Raw genomic sequence first — 17,713 nt, 5'->3', positions numbered from 1 at the left:
CCAGAGGCCAAAATGGCGCAATTTTTTAAAGCAAAACCAAACAAGACTAAGCAGTTATCAGCAAAGTTGAGTTTAACGGTATCACAACTCGATCATCTCGGTGCTGGTATTGCACAACATAACGGGAAAGTCGTGTTTGTACCGGGTGCGCTTCCTGGTGAAACCGTGACAGCTCAACTGACCGAGCAAAAGAAAAAATATGCTAAGGCAAAGTTGATAAAAGTTGATAAATCGACGCCCGACCGTGTTGATGCTCAGTGTCCGCATTATCAGCAATGTGGCGGCTGCGATTTACAACATATGAGCATTGAAGCTCAGCGTGAACATAAGCAATCAGCGTTAACTAACTTAATCAGCAAACTGGCTGTCAAAATTGATCCATCTATGGTGACAGAAGCTGTTATTGGAGAAGTTTGGCATTATCGCCGCCGCGCACGCTTAGCCACCTTATTTGATAAAAAATCGAAAACCTTACAACTAGGCTTTAGAGCTGCTAATAGCAGCGATATCGTGCAAATCAAGCAATGTGATGTGCTAGCTAAACCCTTGTCGGCATTAATAGCACCATTTACTGAGTTACTTAATCAACTGCAGGCTAAAACCACTTTAGGACATTTAGAGCTGACTGAAGCAGATAATGGCTTGTTTGCTGTACTTAGGATTACCAAAGACTTAAAAGATGCTGATAAGCAACTATTAGTAAGTTTTGCTCAAGCTCATCAGATTAACTTGTTAGTTCAAGACAATGAAAGTGTAGTTCATTCACTATATTCTGTGGTTGTCTCTAGTCATCAAGCAGAGCCAGAGCTACCTCAATATAGTTTAGCTGATGGTAAAGTTGATTGCCGATTTAGCCCAGGTAACTTTGTGCAGGTTAATGCAGATATCAATCAGCGTATGGTTACCCAGGCAATTGAATGGCTTGAGCCACAAGCGAACGAGCGTATTTTAGATTTATTTTGTGGAGTGGGTAACTTTAGCTTGCCACTAGCTACACAAGCTGCAGATGTTATTGGGGTTGAAGGCGTGCCTGAAATGGTGGCTCAAGCAAAACAAAATGCCCAAGATAACAACCTAACCAATTTAAATTTCTTTCATGCTGATCTGAGTGCTGATTTATCAGAAGCGTCATGGCTTGGTCGCATCGATAAATTATTACTTGATCCTGCCAGAGCTGGGGCTTATGAAAGTTTGCAATGGCTTTCTAAAATGAAGCCAAAAAAAGTAGTTTATGTATCGTGTAACCCAGCGAGTTTAGCCCGAGACAGCCAAGTATTAATTGAGCAAGGCTATAAATTGAAAAAGCTTACCATGCTAGATATGTTTCCACAGACTCACCATATTGAAGCAATGGCGCTATTTGAAACAAAATGAAACAGGCTAAGATTGCTTGAGTGTTGCTAGCAGAACATTCGTTACCAACCTGATGCTTTATTATTGAAAGCTGATGAATGTAAATCTTGTTTAAGCTAGAAATTGATGGAAAATTAAACCTTTTTCGTTTTTTTAAGTAAGAATTTGTAAAATGATTAATTTTAATTTGACATAGCTTACTGAACATTCAAGATGATTCTTTTGCAATACTGCAGAGCGCATCTGCAATAGACCGTTTATTGAAAATAAATAGGTTTGTTTTACTGGTAGTTAATAAGTACCAATAAGGAAGTTAATTATGGTCTCAGTCCGAGAAGCACATTTTAATTCAGCCGATTTTAATATCGACGAATGGGTTACGCGTTACTTAGATAATGCAGAAGAAGCCCAAATGTTGCTGGATCTTATTAAACAGTTAGATGCGCTGCCAACTCCATCCCCAGATGTTCATCGCGAATTATTAGACCGTGCTCGTGAGATGGTTGAGATCCTTGCGCCGCTGAATATGGACATCGAAACCCTGCAAGCCTCCCTATTATTTATCATTCATGATGCAGGTATTCTTTCGATTGAAGACATCGAAGAAAAGTTTGGTAAAAGCCTAAGTCAGCTAGTGGCAAGTGTTGTCACGATGGAAGCCATTGGCGCATTAAAAGTCAGCCAAGATTCACGTACCGCAGAACCGCAAATCGATAATATTCGTAAAATGTTATTGGCGATGGTGGAAGATGTTCGCGCTGTTGTTATCAAGCTTGCTGAGCGATTACGCCTACTGCGTGAAATTAAAAACGTCGATGAAGAGACTCGCGTTTTAGTTGCCCGTGAGGTTGCCGATATTTATGCGCCATTAGCCAATAGATTAGGCATCGGTCAGCTTAAATGGGAATTAGAAGATATTTCATTTAGATACCTTCATCCAGTTGTCTATAAAGACATTGCTAAACAATTAGACGGTAAGCGTGTCGATAGAGAAGTATTTGTCGATAAGTTTGTCACTCAGCTGCAAGAACGTTTAGATGCCGACCAAATACGTGCAAAAGTCTATGGTCGTCCAAAACACATCTATAGCATCTGGCGTAAAATGAAGGGTAAAGATCTTAAGTTCGATGAACTGTTTGATGTTCGCGCAGTGCGTATTGTCACTGATCGTCTTCAAGATTGTTATGGTGCATTAGGTGTCGTGCATACCCTTTGGCATCATATCCCACGTGAATTTGATGACTATGTGGCTAACCCTAAACCTAACGGTTACCAATCAATCCATACCGTCGTTGTAGGACCTGAAGGTAAAACTGTTGAGATCCAAATTCGTACCGAAGCGATGCATCAAGATGCAGAGCTAGGTGTGGCTGCGCACTGGAAGTACAAAGAAGGTACGGCTGGTGGAAAACAAAGTGGCTATGAAGAGAAAATTAACTGGCTACGTAAGATTTTACTGTGGCAAGAAGATGTGGCCGAAACGGGTAACCTAGTCGAAGAAGTGCGCAGTCAGGTTTTCGAAGACCGAGCATATGTATTTACCCCTAATGGTGAAGTGGTTGATTTGCCACTGGGTTCAACCGTACTTGATTTTGCTTACTACATTCACTCCCATGTGGGTCATAAATGTATTGGTGCAAAAGTGGATGGACGTATCGTGCCATTTACTTACCAAGTTGAAACTGGCGAGCGGATTGAGATCATTACCTCAAAGCATCCGAACCCGAAAAGAGACTGGTTGAACCCGAATTTAGGCTATATCAAGTCGTCTCGTTCCCGCTCTAAAATTCAACATTGGTTTAAGCAGCAAGACCGCGATAAAAACATGGTTGCTGGTAAAGAGTTACTTGAAGCTGAATTAACGCGGATATCGTTAAAAATTAAAGATGCACAAGTGGCTGTTGAGCGATTTAACATGAACTCAATGGATGACATGTTAGCGGCTATTGGCGGCGGCGATCTTCGCCTTAACCAAGTGGTTAATTATATTGAAACCAGTCTGCGTAAAGAGCCGAGTTCAGAACAAGAAATTGTTGAAGAGATCATAAAGCGTTCGCACACCAAACCTGCCCGTAAAGGGAAAGGTCAAGTTGAAGTTAATGGCGTGGGTAACTTACTGAGCCATATTGCCAGCTGTTGTAAACCTGTTCCTGGTGATGAAATTTTTGGCTATATTACTATGGGCCGCGGCGTTTCAGTACATCGCAGTGATTGTGCTCAAGTAAAAGAATTAATGCGCGCTCACCCAGAGCGTAATGTAGAGGTAGTGTGGGGGGAAAACTACTCCGGTGGCTATCGCATTAAAGTACAAGTAAATGCTCATGATAGAAGCGGATTATTAAGAGATGTCACCACAGTACTTGCAGCTGAAAAGTCGAATGTGATGGCAATGAGCTCAACATCAGATGAGAAGAACCAAACTGCAGCGGTTGATCTTGAATTAGAGCTTTATAACCTTGACGGCTTATCGCGTATCTTAGCGAAACTGGGTCAAATTGAAGGTGTGATTGAAGCAAGAAGGTTATAACGTTTAATACGTCAGTTAATGTGAATTGATAGAGGTGGTAAATCGTTAGGTTTACCACCTTTTTGTTTAGCCCTAATTATTTGGATGTTCCCCATGTCTAAAGAGTCATCTCAAACTCATAATATTATTCAGCCATTACTAACGATTATGGAGAAATTGCGCGACCCTGAGATCGGTTGTCCTTGGGATAAACAGCAAACATTTGCGACAATTGTGCCATTTACGCTCGAAGAAGCTTATGAAGTGGCCGATGCAATAGAACAAGCAGATTTTGAATCGCTGCCTGATGAACTGGGTGACCTGCTATTTCAAGTGGTGTTTTATTGTCAGTTGGCGAGTGAGCAGGGCATGTTTGATTTTGCTGTTGTGGTAGACAAAATTTGCAATAAGCTGACACGACGTCATCCCCATGTATTTGCAGTTAATGACATTGACATCAACTCGCCGCTTGCCAATGCGGAAAAAGTTAAACAATCCTGGGATGCAATTAAACAAACGGAGCGCGAGCAAAAACAGCAGTTTTCATTACTCGATGATATTCCTGTGGCTCTTCCTGCATTAAACCGTTCGATAAAAATTCAAAAAAGAGTCGCTAAGGTAGGGTTTGACTGGCCAGACTTAGTGCCTGTTGTGGCTAAAGTCCATGAAGAAATTGATGAAGTGATGGAAGAAGCGCAGCACCTTAAAGCGCAGCCGGAAATTTATCATGAACGTGTGGTTGATGAGATGGGCGACTTGTTATTTGCTGTTGCTAATATGGCAAGACATTTAGGGGTAGAGCCTGAACAAGCGCTGAGGCAAGCAAACCAAAAGTTTGAACGACGTTTTCGTGGTGTAGAGCAATTTGCTAAGCAAAGCGGAAAGCCCGTGAATGAACACTCCTTAGATGAGTTAGACGCATATTGGGATCAAGTTAAACAACAGGAAAAGGCTTTAAAAGGTTAGGCTTAAATCAGCACTAGTCGATGCATAAGCATCGGCAACCTGCGTTAGTACTCATTGCTTTGATGGCCTAAAAAACACATAGAATGAGGCTGTTGGCTTATTAAACATGATTATCGTAATTTAATGAGTTTATTGTTTGTTGTTATCAAGCTAATTTGGTAGAATGTCGCCCCGTCCTAGTGCTTTCTTACAAGCACGTATTTTTCAAACTCACATTCTCAGGTTCAGCATGACTACAAGGTATATCTTCGTAACTGGTGGCGTTGTTTCTTCACTAGGTAAAGGCATTGCAGCAGCATCTCTAGCAGCAATTTTAGAGGCGCGTGGCCTCAATGTAACCATTATGAAACTGGACCCATACATTAACGTCGATCCAGGTACCATGAGCCCAACTCAGCATGGTGAAGTATTCGTTACTGAAGATGGTGCTGAAACTGATTTAGATTTGGGTCATTACGAACGTTTTATTCGTACCAAAATGAACCGTCGTAATAACTTCACTACAGGTCGTATTTACGAGCAAGTGCTTCGTAAAGAACGTCGTGGAGACTATTTAGGCGCAACTATTCAGGTCATCCCGCATATTACTAATGCGATTAAAGAAAAAGTACTTGAAGGTGGCGAAGGCCATGATGTTGCTATCGTAGAAATCGGTGGCACAGTAGGTGATATCGAATCACTGCCTTTCTTAGAGTCAATTCGTCAATTAAGTGCTGAGCTAGGACGTGATCGCACTTTATTCATGCATTTGACTTTAGTGCCGTTCTTAGGCGCTGCTGGCGAAATTAAAACTAAGCCAACTCAGCACTCTGTAAAAGAGCTACGCTCAATTGGTATCGCACCAGACGTATTAGTCTGTCGTGGCGACCGCGCTATTCCTGCAAACGAAAAAGCGAAAATTTCGCTATTCTGTAATGTAGAAGAAAAAGCGGTTATCTCGTTAAAAGACGTAGACAGTATTTACAAAATTCCAGCTTTACTTCGTTCACAAGGCCTTGATGAGTTAGTTATCAAGCGTTTTGGTATTGATTGTAAAGAAGCTGATTTATCAGAGTGGGAAAATGTAATTTATCAAGAAGCTAACCCAACGGGTGAAATCACTATTGGTATGGTGGGTAAATACATTGAATTACCAGATGCTTATAAGTCAGTAAATGAAGCATTAAAACATGCAGGCCTTAAAAACCGCGTGACTGTAAACATTCAATATGTTGATTCACAAACTGTTGAAGCAAAAGGCGCTGAAGTCTTAACTGGCTTAGACGGCATTTTGGTTCCAGGTGGTTTCGGTGAGCGTGGCGTTGAAGGGAAGATTTTTGCGGCTCAATACGCACGTGAAAACAACATTCCTTACTTCGGTATTTGTTTAGGCATGCAAGTAGCACTTATCGAGTTCGCTCGTCACGTTGCTAAACTTGAGGGTGCTCATTCAACTGAGTTTAACTCTAAGACTGATCATCCAGTGATTGGTTTGATCACTGAGTGGATCAATGAAGAAGGTAATGTTGAAACTCGTCACGAAGAATCTGATTTAGGCGGCACAATGCGCTTAGGTGCTCAGCTATGTCATTTAGCTGATGGTACTAAAGCTGCTGCAGCTTACAGTTCAAATACTTGTGTTGAGCGTCATCGCCATCGTTTTGAAGTGAACAACAACTATGTTGAGCGCTTAGAGAAAGCAGGCTTAATATTCAGTGGTCTTTCATCTGATCGCAAGTTAGTTGAAATGATTGAGCTGCCAAATCACCCTTGGTTTGTTGCTGGTCAATTCCACCCTGAGTTCACCTCAACACCGCGTGATGGTCACCCACTATTTGAAGGGTTTGTAGCTGCAGCTGCAGCTCATCAAAAAGGTGAAGCTAGCTAAATAACGAAAGCCATTGATGAGTTCATCAATGGCTTTTTTTCATGGTGTATTCCAAGTTGTCACTTTGATAGTTGAAGCGTCAGGATAATAGGTCTATGCTATGCTTCAAGTTGACAATTAATTACCAAACTGAAAGTGAAATACCAATAATCAATCTTCATTATTAAAAATGTTGCTGATTACTGGTATTGATTTTCTATTTTAATTTTATCTTACATTTATCGAGGAAGTTATGGCTAACATTATTAATGTCATTGGTCGCGAAATCATGGATTCACGCGGTAACCCAACAGTTGAAGCAGAAGTTCATCTTGCTGATGGTTCTATCGGTATGGCTGCTGCTCCTTCAGGTGCTTCTACTGGTTCACGTGAAGCATTAGAATTACGTGACGGCGACAAAGCTCGTTACTTAGGTAAAGGTGTATTAAAAGCTGTTGAAGCTGTTAATGGTCCAATCGCGCAGGCGCTAAAAGGTAAAGATGCATTGGCTCAAGCTGAACTTGACCAAATTATGATTGACCTAGATGGCACTGAAAACAAAGCTAAGTTTGGCGCTAACGCAATCTTGGCAGTTTCTTTAGCAGCAGCAAAAGCGGCAGCTGCTTCAAAGAAAGTACCTTTATATACGCACATTGCTGACTTAAACGGAACACCAGGTGTTTACTCTATGCCTCTACCAATGATGAACATCATCAATGGTGGTGAGCATGCTGACAACAGTGTTGATATCCAAGAGTTTATGATCCAACCAGTTGGCGCTGCTAACTTCCGTGAAGGCCTACGTATGGGCGCTGAAGTTTTCCATAGCTTAGCAAAAGTACTTAAAGCAGACGGTCATTCAACGGCAGTAGGTGATGAAGGTGGTTTCGCACCAAACCTTCCATCAAATGCTTCTGCTTTAGCTGCGATTAAAGTGGCTGTGGCGAATGCAGGTTACGAGTTAGGTAAAGACATCACTTTAGCGATGGATTGTGCAGCTTCAGAATTCTTTGATAAAGAAGCCAACATCTACGATCTTAAAGGTGAAGGTAAGAAATTCACTTCTGAAGAGTTTAACTACTTCTTACAAGATCTTACTAAAGAGTATCCAATCGTTTCTATCGAAGATGGTCTTGATGAGTCAGATTGGGAAGGTTTTGCACATCAAACTAAATTGATGGGTGACAAAATTCAATTGGTTGGTGACGATTTATTCGTAACCAACACTAAGATTTTGAAGCGTGGTATCGATAATGGCATTGCTAACTCTATCTTAATCAAGTTCAACCAAATTGGTTCGTTAACTGAAACTTTAGCTGCTATTAAAATGGCTAAAGATGCTGGTTTTACCGTTGTTATCTCTCACCGTAGTGGTGAAACAGAAGATGCAACCATTGCTGATCTAGCCGTTGGTACTGCTGCAGGCCAAATCAAAACGGGTTCTTTAAGCCGTTCTGATCGTGTTGCTAAGTACAACCAACTTCTTCGTATCGAAGAAGCATTAGGTGAAAAAGCACCTTACAACGGTCTTAAAGAAGTGAAAGGCCAAGCTTAATCTTTATTAAATCTTAAAAAGGCCACCACTAGGTGGCCTTTTTTGTTGTACTATAGCGTAACAATTACTAATAAATATCGCTGATAACCGATTTATGAAACGACTTTTACTATTACTGATTATCTTAGTAGGCTTGTTGCAGTATCGACTTTGGTTAGGCGAGAACAATCTTTCCCAGTATATGAATCTGCAAAAGCAGATTGCCAGCCAACAAGAAAGCAATAACAAACTCATCGCCCGTAACCAAGTGCTAATCGCTGAAATTATTGATCTAAAAAGTGGTACTGAAGCCATCGAAGAGCGTGCAAGAAATGAGTTAGGTATGGTCAAAGAGGGTGAAACTTTCTATCGTGTTGTTGGTAATAATCCTCGAAATAATTCTACATTTGGTCAGTAAACATTATGAAGTCTGTAAAGCAATCTGTTGTCGCTATTGTGCCAGCTGCTGGCATTGGTGCCAGAATGGGTGCATCTATTCCTAAGCAATACTTGATGCTTGGCGAACAAACTATATTAGCGCATACCTTGGATAGTTTAATTTCCCATCCTGACATCAGTAAAGTGATTGTTGCATTGCATCCTGAAGATGACTTTTTTGCAAATCTGACACAAGCCAATCATGAAAAAATCGTGACAGTATTAGGTGGCAACGAGCGCGCAGATTCTGTCCTTGCAGCATTGAATAGCTTAAATGATGAAACCAGTGATGTAACGAGTGAGCACTCGACTTGGGCATTAGTCCATGACGCTGCCAGACCTTGTCTAACCCAAACTGATATAGATAAATTACTCGTGTCACGTGAAGTGCATAGCCAAGGTGCTATTTTGGCTATGCCAGTGAGAGACACAATGAAGAGAAGCATTGTTGCTAATGCTGAAAACAAAACTGTAAGCAAGGTTGAAATAGCTGAAACAGTTTGTCGCGATAATTTATGGCACGCTTTAACGCCACAATTGTTCCCTAGTCAGCAACTTAAACAAAATTTATCTGCAGCCCTTGAACAAGGCGCTAATATCACTGATGAAGCGAGCGCAATGGAGTGGGCAGGGGTAAACCCTGGGCTAGTATCAGGTAGAGCTGATAACATTAAAGTCACTCATCCAGATGATTTACAATTAGCTAAGCTATTTTTAGCCAACATTGAGTCGCTTTAATGGTATAACTCAGGTTAAAAAGTATTAATCATCAAAATATATTGCAATAACAGTCATATAATAAACGGTAATCGAAAATAATGAATATACGAATTGGACATGGATTTGACGTACATAAATTCGGTGGTGACAAGCCATTAATATTAGGTGGCGTTACCGTGCCTTATGAAACAGGTTTGATTGCCCATTCTGATGGTGATGTGGTTTTACACGCTGTTTCAGATGCAATTCTCGGCGCTATGGCCTTAGGTGATATTGGTAAGCATTTTCCTGATACTGATGCCGAGTTTGCAGGCGCTGACAGTAGAGTGCTACTTAGGCATTGTTATAAACTAGCCAAGCAAAAGCAGTTTGTAATCGGTAATCTTGATGTCACAATTATTGCTCAAGCACCTAAAATGCTCCCGCATATTCAAGCGATAAGAGAATGCTTAGCGCAAGATTTAGAAACTGCCATTGATAATATTAATGTGAAAGCCACCACGACTGAAAAATTAGGTTTTACCGGACGTAAAGAGGGCATTGCCGTTGAATCTGTCGTTCTGATGTCCAAAGCATTATAAAACTATAAAAGTTAGTTAGCCGTTAGCCACAATAACCCCGATATTTTGAGAACATGACATGAGTTCGTTACATTACCTTTTTGATAAACCCACCTGCACCGCTGATTTACGTACTTTCAACAGCGACTTTATCGTGAAGGAAATGCTGCCTTTTAGCCCGACAGGGGAAGGTGAGCATCATATGATCCATGTTCGCAAAGAGGGTTTGAACACCAATCAAGTGGCAGAAATGCTGGCTAAGTTTGCAAAAGTACATCAAAAAGAAGTGACTTACGCAGGCCAAAAAGACAAAAATGCAGTAACTGAGCAATGGTTCGGCGTGCGCATTCCTGGTAAAGAAACTCCTGATTGGCAATCCTTAACAACACCAGAAACTGTAACTTCTGCAGATGCTGCCAGTAAAGATAATGACGTTAATCAAGCTCGTCTGACTATTTTATCGAGCCAGCGTCATAGTAAAAAATTACGTATTGGCGCGCTATTAGGTAATCGCTTTGAGCTGACATTGCGAAATGTGTCAGACAAAGATGCCTTAGAAAAACGGATCCAACAGGTCATTGAAACAGGTGTACCTAATTACTTTGGTGAACAACGTTTTGGTCATCAAGGTAAGAATTTAATTTTTGGCCAACAAATGTTGGCAGGTAAAAAAGTAAAAGATCGCAAGAAACGCAGTATGTACTTGTCAGCTGTTCGTTCAAATGTTTTTAATCAGGTTGTGTCATACCGATTAAATCATCATAGCGTCGCGCCATTAACGGGTGATTGCGTAATGCTTGCGGGTAGTAAGAGCTTTTTTGTCACAGAAAAGTGGGATCCTGCCACGCTAAAACGTTTATCTGATAACGACATTCAATTATCTGCGCCGTTATGGGGCCGAGGCGCAATGCTTCCTCAAGCAGATGCAGCGTCTGTTGAACAAACAGCTTTAGCTGAATTAGCTCAAGATCTTGTAGGTCTGGAGCAAGCTGGGCTAGAACAAGAACGTCGTCCTTTGTTGCTCAAGCCACAAGCGCTTAAATATCGATTTGAACAAGATAATTTAATTATCGAATTTATCTTACCAGCAGGCAGTTATGCAACATCAGTTCTTAGAGAATTATTGGATTATCAAGACGTGCAGGAAGTAAAACGTCAACAAATGGTGGCCGAGCAAAATGCTGCAGCTCAACAACAAGCCCTTGCGAAAGCTTCAGCCTTAGTTTCAAAACAAGAGCCTGAGCAAGAATCTAAACAAGAGCCAACAGCGTGATTAATATACTTGTCAGCAACGATGATGGCGTAACCGCTCCTGGTATAAAAGCGCTAGCTGAAGAATTAAGTCAAATTGCGAAGGTAAAAGTTGTTGCACCAGATCGTAATTGCTCAGCAGCAAGTAACTCTTTGACCTTGACTAATCCATTAAGAATTAATAACTTAGATAGTGGTTATATTTCGGTCAATGGTACGCCATCTGATTGCGTGCATTTAGCCATTAGAGAATTATGCGACACTGAACCCGATATTGTCGTTTCTGGTATTAATGCAGGAGCGAATATGGGTGATGATACCTTGTATTCTGGCACTGTTGCGGCTGCGACCGAGGGAAGATTTCTTGGTTTACCTGCTATTGCGGTTTCTCTTGTAGGTAAAGAGTTAATACACTATAAAACTGCAGCCGTTTACGCTGCTAAAATTGTGCAAGGCTTACTTGAGCACCCAATCAATAGCGATCAAATTTTAAATGTGAATGTGCCGGATTTGCCTTTAGATCAAGTTAAAGGCATGAAGGTGACTCGCTTAGGTTCAAGGCATAAAGCCGAAGGTATGATTAAATCTAAAGATCCTGCTGGTCGCGATATATATTGGCTAGGCCCGCCAGGAAAAGAACAAGATGCCAGTGCGGATACTGACTTTGGTACAGTTGAACAAGGTTATGTTTCAATCACTCCGCTAACGGTCGATTTAACAGCATATAACCAGCTTGCTGGTTTAGAGAACTGGGTAAATAAACTATGAGTCAGATAGCCTCAACTGTTGCTATCAATTTAGCGAGAAAACTCCATGAAGCTGGCATCCGTAATAGTGCGGTTTTAGAGGCTGTTTCTAATACCCCTAGAGAGTTGTTCTTAGACGGCGCACTAGCGCATAAAGCATATGAGAATACCGCATTGCCTATCGGGCAAGGACAAACGATATCTCAGCCTTATATTGTCGCGCGTATGACAGAACTATTATTGCAACATAACCCCGCTAAAGTATTAGAAATAGGCACGGGCTCAGGTTATCAAGCTGCAATCTTAGCTCAGTTGGTACCACAGTTATGCACTATTGAACGGATTAAAGCTTTGCAAATCCAAGCAAGGCAGAGATTAAAACGTTTAGATTTACATAATGTGTCATTTAAATATGGCGACGGCTGGAAAGGTTGGCAAAATAAAGCCCCCTTTGATGCGATTATGGTTACCGCAGCTGCGTCTTCAGTGCCTGAGGCATTATTAGGTCAACTCTCTGAAGGTGGGGTGTTAGTCATTCCCGTAGGTGAAGACTCACAACAACTGTTAAAAATAACGCGAGATGATAATGAATTTAAATCGCAAATCATTGAAGCAGTTAAATTTGTGCCATTGGTTAATGGCGAACTTGCTTAATTAGGGTGATATTTCCCATTTTTAGCTGGAGAGAATGCTTGAAGTATCACAATTGGCTATGCATTATTATTTTGATGAGCTTTATATCTGGCTGTAGCTTTCAGGCTCATAGCCCTGCACCAGTACAAAGCATTTCATCTTCTGCTGGTCCTAAATATAATAAAGGCTCAATTACCGCCGGAAGCTACAAAGTTAAGCGCGGTGATACCTTGTATTCAATTTCATGGGGAGCAGGTAAGGATTTCAATGACATTGCTGCTTACAATAAGCTAAAAGCGCCATACACAATTTATCCTGGTCAGACCTTAAAATTATATAAACCTGCAGCCACTAAAACTGTTTCTAAACCGGTTGCTGTAGCGAACACCAAACCCACGCCTACAAAGAAAACGCAGCCAAAACAGGCAGCAGTGCCAAAACAGGCTAGTGCGTCAGTTAGCAGAAATAGTACAAAAAAAGAGCTTGATCACAAAGCGAAGCCTGCGTATTCTGTAAAAACTACCCCAGATAAAACGGTTCAAGTAGCTAAAGATCCTGTTCAAGGCTTGCCGAAGAAAGTAAGCAAGTGGAACTGGCCAAATAAAGGCAAAATAATAGGATATTTCTCTACAACTCAGCAAGGCAATCAAGGAATTAAGGTTGCAGGTTCTCGTGGCGATATTATTAAAGCCGCTGCTGATGGAAGAGTTGTTTATGCAGGTAATGCACTTCGTGGTTATGGTAATTTGGTTATTATCAAACATAACGATGATTATTTAAGTGCATATGCCCACGCAGATTCAATATTGGTTAAAGAAAAGCAATATGTAAATGCTGGACAGACAGTAGCGAAAATGGGTAGCACAGGGGCAAACCAAGTGATGTTACATTTTGAAATACGTTTACATGGTAAGTCAGTTAACCCATTAAATTATTTACCTAAACGCTAATTGTTTAGTTCACATTAAAACGGAGGATAGGCAAGTGCACTAGTTTAATTAAATTTACCAGGTTTGGGAGAGCACCATATGAGCCAAAAACAAAACACTGCAGTCGCAGTAGAGCTTATGGATTTAGCTACACAACCACAAGAGGTTGCGCCGAAGGCAGGAAAAGCCAAAGAAGGGCAGCAATCCGATATTGATCAACAAGTTCAAGATGATTTGCAAAAGAATCTTGACGCCACTCAACTATATCTAGGTGAGATCGGTTTTTCCCCTTTGCTTAGTGCAGAAGAAGAAGTCTTCTTTTCACGTAAAGCACTCAAAGGCTGCGAGAAGTCTCGTAACCGCATGATAGAAAGTAATTTACGCTTGGTTGTAAAAATTGCCAGAAGGTATAACAACCGAGGTTTAGCGTTACTTGATCTTATTGAAGAAGGCAATCTAGGACTTATTCGCGCGGTCGAAAAATTTGACCCAGAGCGAGGATTCCGTTTTTCAACTTATGCGACTTGGTGGATTAGACAAACCATCGAGAGAGCTATCATGAATCAAACCCGTACCATTCGTTTACCTATTCATGTCGTTAAAGAGCTTAATGTGTACTTACGTACCGCAAGACAGCTAGCTCAAAAACTAGATCATGAGCCAACGGCTGAAGAAATTGCTGATACTCTTGATGTCTCTACCAGCGATGTAAGCCGCATGTTAAAGCTAAACGAAAAAATTACCTCAGTAGATACCCCATTAGGTGGCGATAATGATAAAGCCTTACTTGATGTGATTGCTGATGATGATTCTGTTGGGCCAGATTATAAAGTACAAGATGAAGACTTATCTAATTCAATAGTAGGATGGTTAAACGAGTTAAATACCAAGCAACGTGAAGTGTTAGCAAGACGTTTTGGTTTACTCGGTTATGAACCCTCTACATTAGAAAATGTTGGTGCTGAAATTGGATTAACACGTGAACGTGTTCGTCAAATTCAAGTAGAAGCATTGAAACGATTGAAAGATGTTTTAGGTGCTCAAGGCTTGTCAGTAGAAGCATTGTTTAGAAGTTAATACTTTTAAAATTTCTAAAACTAAACAGGGCATTTATGCCCTTTTTTATTGATTAATTAACCCAGCGATATGAGGTTGAAGATGAATAAGAAAGTCATATTACTATTATTACCGCTTAGCTTATTAATTATCTCAGCTTGTCAAAGTACCCGCGATAGTATGATTGAGCAAGGTTATCCGTTGGCTTATGCTGATGGTTTTCAAGATGGCTGTGATAGTGGTAATAAAGCGGGTGGTAGCTTGTTTGATGAATTCAAAAAAGACGTTAAACGCTTCAATGCTGAAACTGATTATGCCCAAGGTTGGAGTGACGGATTTAGGCAATGTGAAACAGAGCAAGAGTCAATTCAGCGACAAGTCAGAATGAGTATTGAGCAGCAAAAATTGCAACAACAAAAGAAAAGTAATGACTTAGCTGAGCAACATGCATTAGAGCGTGAAGTGATGAAAGATGTTGATACAGATGCGTTAAAATCACTTGAAAAGTAAGCCTTTTACACCGAATTAATGATAGTAAAAAGCCGCTACAGTTTATCGTAGCGGCTTTTTTGTTTTACTAGGAAAGTGGCTTTATTTACAAACTGGCTAGTCTTTTAAGCTCGTAAAGCATGTCTAGTGCTTGTTTAGGGCTGTAATCATCAGGATTAATTTGGCTGAGTTTTTCTGTGGCTGCTGATGATTGAGGCTCTGGCATTGTCAGGTTAAGTGCTTCTTGAATGGGTACTTGGTGAGTGTTTGCCAAGTCTCTGCTTTCAAGCATATGCAGTTTTTGTTTCGCGGCTTTAATCACATGAGCTGGAACACCTGCTAGAGATGCGACCTGTAAACCATAGCTTTTACTAGCAGCGCCTTCTTGAACTGCATGCATAAAGGCAATCGTGTCATCATGTTCTACAGCATCTAAATGTACGTTGGCTGCACCTGTCATTTGCTCTGGCAATTGGGTTAACTCGAAGTAGTGGGTTGCAAACAAAGTTAATGCTGCCACTTTTTCGGCTAAATATTCCGCTGCTGACCAAGCAAGAGATAATCCATCATAGGTCGATGTTCCGCGGCCAATTTCGTCCATCAACACCAAACTTTTTGACGTGGCATTATGTAAAATATTAGCTGTTTCGGTCATTTCTACCATGAAGGTTGAGCGACCAGAAGCAAGATCGTCTGATGCGCCAATACGAGTAAATATGCGATCGATAGGACCAATAACCGCTTTTTGTGCAGGAACAAAACTGCCGATATGAGCCATTAAGGTGATTAGTGCAACCTGCCTCATGTAAGTCGATTTACCACCCATATTGGGACCAGTAACAATCAACATACGTCGCTCTGGTGCTAACACTACGGGGTTAGCAATGAACGGGGCTTGGCTGACTAATTCGACAACAGGGTGACGACCAGCTTCAATATCAATACCGATGTCATTGCTGATTTTAGGGCAGTGATAACCTAAGGTTTCAGCTCGCTCTGCAAAGTTACTAAGCACATCTAATTCTGATGCCGCTTGAGCAAATTGCTGTAATTCGTGTAATTTAGGTAAGATTAGATCGAATAGCTCTTCCCAAAGTTGTTTTTCAATTGCCAGCGCTTTGCCTTGGCTTGAAAGTACTTTTTCTTCGTACTCTTTAAGCTCTGGAGTGATATATCGTTCTGTATTTTTCAGAGTTTGGCGACGCTGATAACTCAGCGGCACTTGATCTGATTGTAAGCGACTCACTTCAATGTAATAACCGTGGACTCGGTTATAGCCGACTTTTAAGGTGTTAATGCCAGTTTGCTCTTTTTCACGAGCTTCCATTTGCACTAAATAATCATTAGCACCTTCACTAAGGCCGCGCCATTCATCGAGCTGTGCATTATAGCCAGTGCGAATAACGCCGCCGTCACGAATAAGCATAGGTGGGCTATCTACAATGGCCGCTTCTAATAGCTGTTGTTGCTCTGGGAATTCACCAAGTAGCCCTGCTAATCGTTTTACTTCATCTTGATTGCAATGGCTTAAGGTTTGTTGAATCTCAGGTAATAATGCTAATGCTTGGCGTAGTCGTGCAAAATCTCGAGGACGCGCACTGCGTATCGCCAAACGGGCCATAATACGTTCAATGTCGCCAAGGGCTTTTAATTGCTGGTGTAAATCGGCGTATAAACCTGTTTCAATCAATTCTGCAACAGCTTGTTGGCGTCGGCTGATATGTTGCTGGTCTCGAAGGGGTTGATGTATCCAGCGTTGCAGCATACGGCTGCCCATCGGTGTAGCTGTTTTATCTAACACCCATGCAAGTGTGTTGTCCCGAGACCCTGATAAGTTTACTGTTAACTCAAGATTACGTCTTGTGGCAGCGTCTAGAATAATAGTATCAGCCTGGTTAAACATGGTGATGCTATTGATATGCGGTAAAGCCGTTTTTTGGGTGTCTTTGACGTATTGCATTAAGCAGCCAGCAGCTTGCAGCGACAGTCTTGCGTTTGTTATGCCAAATCCGTGAAGGTCTTTTGTACCAAACTGCTCTAGCAATAACTGAATACTAGTATCGTAATCAAATTCCCATTCAGGTCTGCGTCTTATTCCTTTCAGGTTTTCGATTAAGTGGCGATCAACCAAGTCTTCGCTATAAAGTAGCTCTGCTGGACTTGTGCGCTGTAATTCAGCTTCCAACGTTTCTGCATTTTCAAGCTCAACAACCACAAACCGACCTGATGATACATCTAAGGTCGCATAGCCAAAGCCTGTTTTACCTTGATAAACAGCTGCAAGTAAATTGTCTTGTCTTTCTTGTAGCAAAGCCTCATCGGTTAAGGTACCTGGTGTTACGATTCGTACAACTTTACGCTCTACTGGACCTTTACTCGTTGCAGGATCGCCAACCTGCTCACAAATGGCGACAGACTGTCCTATTTGAACCAGTTTTGCGAGGTAACCTTCAACTGCATGATAGGGCAAGCCTGCCATTGGGATCGCATTGCCACCACTTTTACCTCTTGCAGTAAGTGAAATCCCAAGTAATTCAGAAGCCAACTTGGCATCTTCATAAAATAATTCATAAAAGTCCCCCATACGATAAAATAACAACATCTCAGGATGCTGTGCTTTAAGCGTTAAATATTGACGCATCATTGGAGTATGCTTTTCTAAACTTGAGTCTTCATTTACAGTCAT

Annotated in this window: 15 protein-coding genes; 14 read left to right on the top strand and 1 reads right to left on the bottom strand. The window is 41.2% G+C overall.

The window, feature by feature from the left end; translation table 11 throughout:
* Positions 1–12: 12 nt before the first annotated feature.
* From rlmD to AC0L4E_RS13910, 14 genes are all read left to right on the top strand, one after another.
* The gene (gene rlmD / locus AC0L4E_RS13975; protein WP_473679679.1) at positions 13–1,374 is read left to right on the top strand and encodes a 23S rRNA (uracil(1939)-C(5))-methyltransferase RlmD; all 1,362 of its coding nucleotides are present in this window, start codon (positions 13–15) and stop codon (positions 1,372–1,374) included.
* A gap of 298 nt (positions 1,375–1,672) precedes the next feature.
* Positions 1,673–3,880, top strand: coding sequence for a GTP diphosphokinase (gene relA / locus AC0L4E_RS13970; protein ID WP_473679678.1), 2,208 nt, complete (start codon positions 1,673–1,675; stop codon positions 3,878–3,880).
* Between the two features lie 93 nt (positions 3,881–3,973).
* Positions 3,974–4,825, top strand: a complete 852-nt coding sequence (gene mazG, locus AC0L4E_RS13965) for a nucleoside triphosphate pyrophosphohydrolase (RefSeq protein ID WP_473679677.1) — start codon at positions 3,974–3,976, stop codon at positions 4,823–4,825.
* 229 nt (positions 4,826–5,054) lie between these two features.
* The gene (locus AC0L4E_RS13960; RefSeq protein ID WP_473679676.1) at positions 5,055–6,692 is read left to right on the top strand and encodes a CTP synthase; all 1,638 of its coding nucleotides are present in this window, start codon (positions 5,055–5,057) and stop codon (positions 6,690–6,692) included.
* A 232-nt stretch (positions 6,693–6,924) separates the two neighbouring features.
* Positions 6,925–8,226, top strand: coding sequence for a phosphopyruvate hydratase (gene eno / locus AC0L4E_RS13955; protein WP_473679675.1), 1,302 nt, complete (start codon positions 6,925–6,927; stop codon positions 8,224–8,226).
* Between the two features lie 94 nt (positions 8,227–8,320).
* Complete coding sequence (gene ftsB, locus AC0L4E_RS13950) at positions 8,321–8,623, top strand: cell division protein FtsB (RefSeq protein ID WP_473679674.1); 303 nt, start codon at positions 8,321–8,323, stop codon at positions 8,621–8,623.
* 5 nt (positions 8,624–8,628) lie between these two features.
* A complete protein-coding gene (ispD, locus tag AC0L4E_RS13945) occupies positions 8,629–9,381 on the top strand; it encodes a 2-C-methyl-D-erythritol 4-phosphate cytidylyltransferase (RefSeq protein WP_473679673.1) in 753 nt (250 codons plus the stop codon).
* 80 nt (positions 9,382–9,461) lie between these two features.
* Entirely contained in the window at positions 9,462–9,944 is a 483-nt protein-coding gene (gene ispF, locus AC0L4E_RS13940; RefSeq protein WP_473679672.1) for a 2-C-methyl-D-erythritol 2,4-cyclodiphosphate synthase, read from the top strand.
* A 58-nt stretch (positions 9,945–10,002) separates the two neighbouring features.
* Complete coding sequence (truD, locus tag AC0L4E_RS13935) at positions 10,003–11,196, top strand: tRNA pseudouridine(13) synthase TruD (RefSeq protein WP_473679671.1); 1,194 nt, start codon at positions 10,003–10,005, stop codon at positions 11,194–11,196.
* Positions 11,193–11,942 (top strand): 5'/3'-nucleotidase SurE, encoded by a 750-nt coding sequence (gene surE, locus AC0L4E_RS13930; protein WP_473679670.1) that lies wholly within the window; start codon positions 11,193–11,195, stop codon positions 11,940–11,942. The genes truD and surE overlap by 4 nt, the downstream gene beginning before the upstream one ends.
* A complete protein-coding gene (locus AC0L4E_RS13925; protein ID WP_473679669.1) occupies positions 11,939–12,574 on the top strand; it encodes a protein-L-isoaspartate(D-aspartate) O-methyltransferase in 636 nt (211 codons plus the stop codon). The genes surE and AC0L4E_RS13925 overlap by 4 nt, the downstream gene beginning before the upstream one ends.
* A 74-nt stretch (positions 12,575–12,648) precedes the next feature.
* The gene (locus tag AC0L4E_RS13920; protein WP_473681670.1) at positions 12,649–13,503 is read left to right on the top strand and encodes a peptidoglycan DD-metalloendopeptidase family protein; all 855 of its coding nucleotides are present in this window, start codon (positions 12,649–12,651) and stop codon (positions 13,501–13,503) included.
* A 78-nt stretch (positions 13,504–13,581) separates the two neighbouring features.
* The gene (gene rpoS / locus AC0L4E_RS13915; protein WP_473679668.1) at positions 13,582–14,559 is read left to right on the top strand and encodes an RNA polymerase sigma factor RpoS; all 978 of its coding nucleotides are present in this window, start codon (positions 13,582–13,584) and stop codon (positions 14,557–14,559) included.
* Positions 14,560–14,640: 81 nt separating this feature from the next.
* Complete coding sequence (locus tag AC0L4E_RS13910) at positions 14,641–15,048, top strand: hypothetical protein (protein WP_473679667.1); 408 nt, start codon at positions 14,641–14,643, stop codon at positions 15,046–15,048.
* Between the two features lie 85 nt (positions 15,049–15,133).
* On the opposite strand, the gene mutS is transcribed toward AC0L4E_RS13910, so the two are convergent.
* Complete coding sequence (mutS, locus tag AC0L4E_RS13905) at positions 15,134–17,713, bottom strand: DNA mismatch repair protein MutS (RefSeq protein WP_473679666.1); 2,580 nt, start codon at positions 17,711–17,713, stop codon at positions 15,134–15,136.

Source organism: Shewanella sp. GJ50-10 (assembly GCF_055808815.1).
The sequence above is the reverse complement of the archived record's forward strand: the minus strand, read 5'-3'. Positions and strand labels throughout refer to the sequence as shown.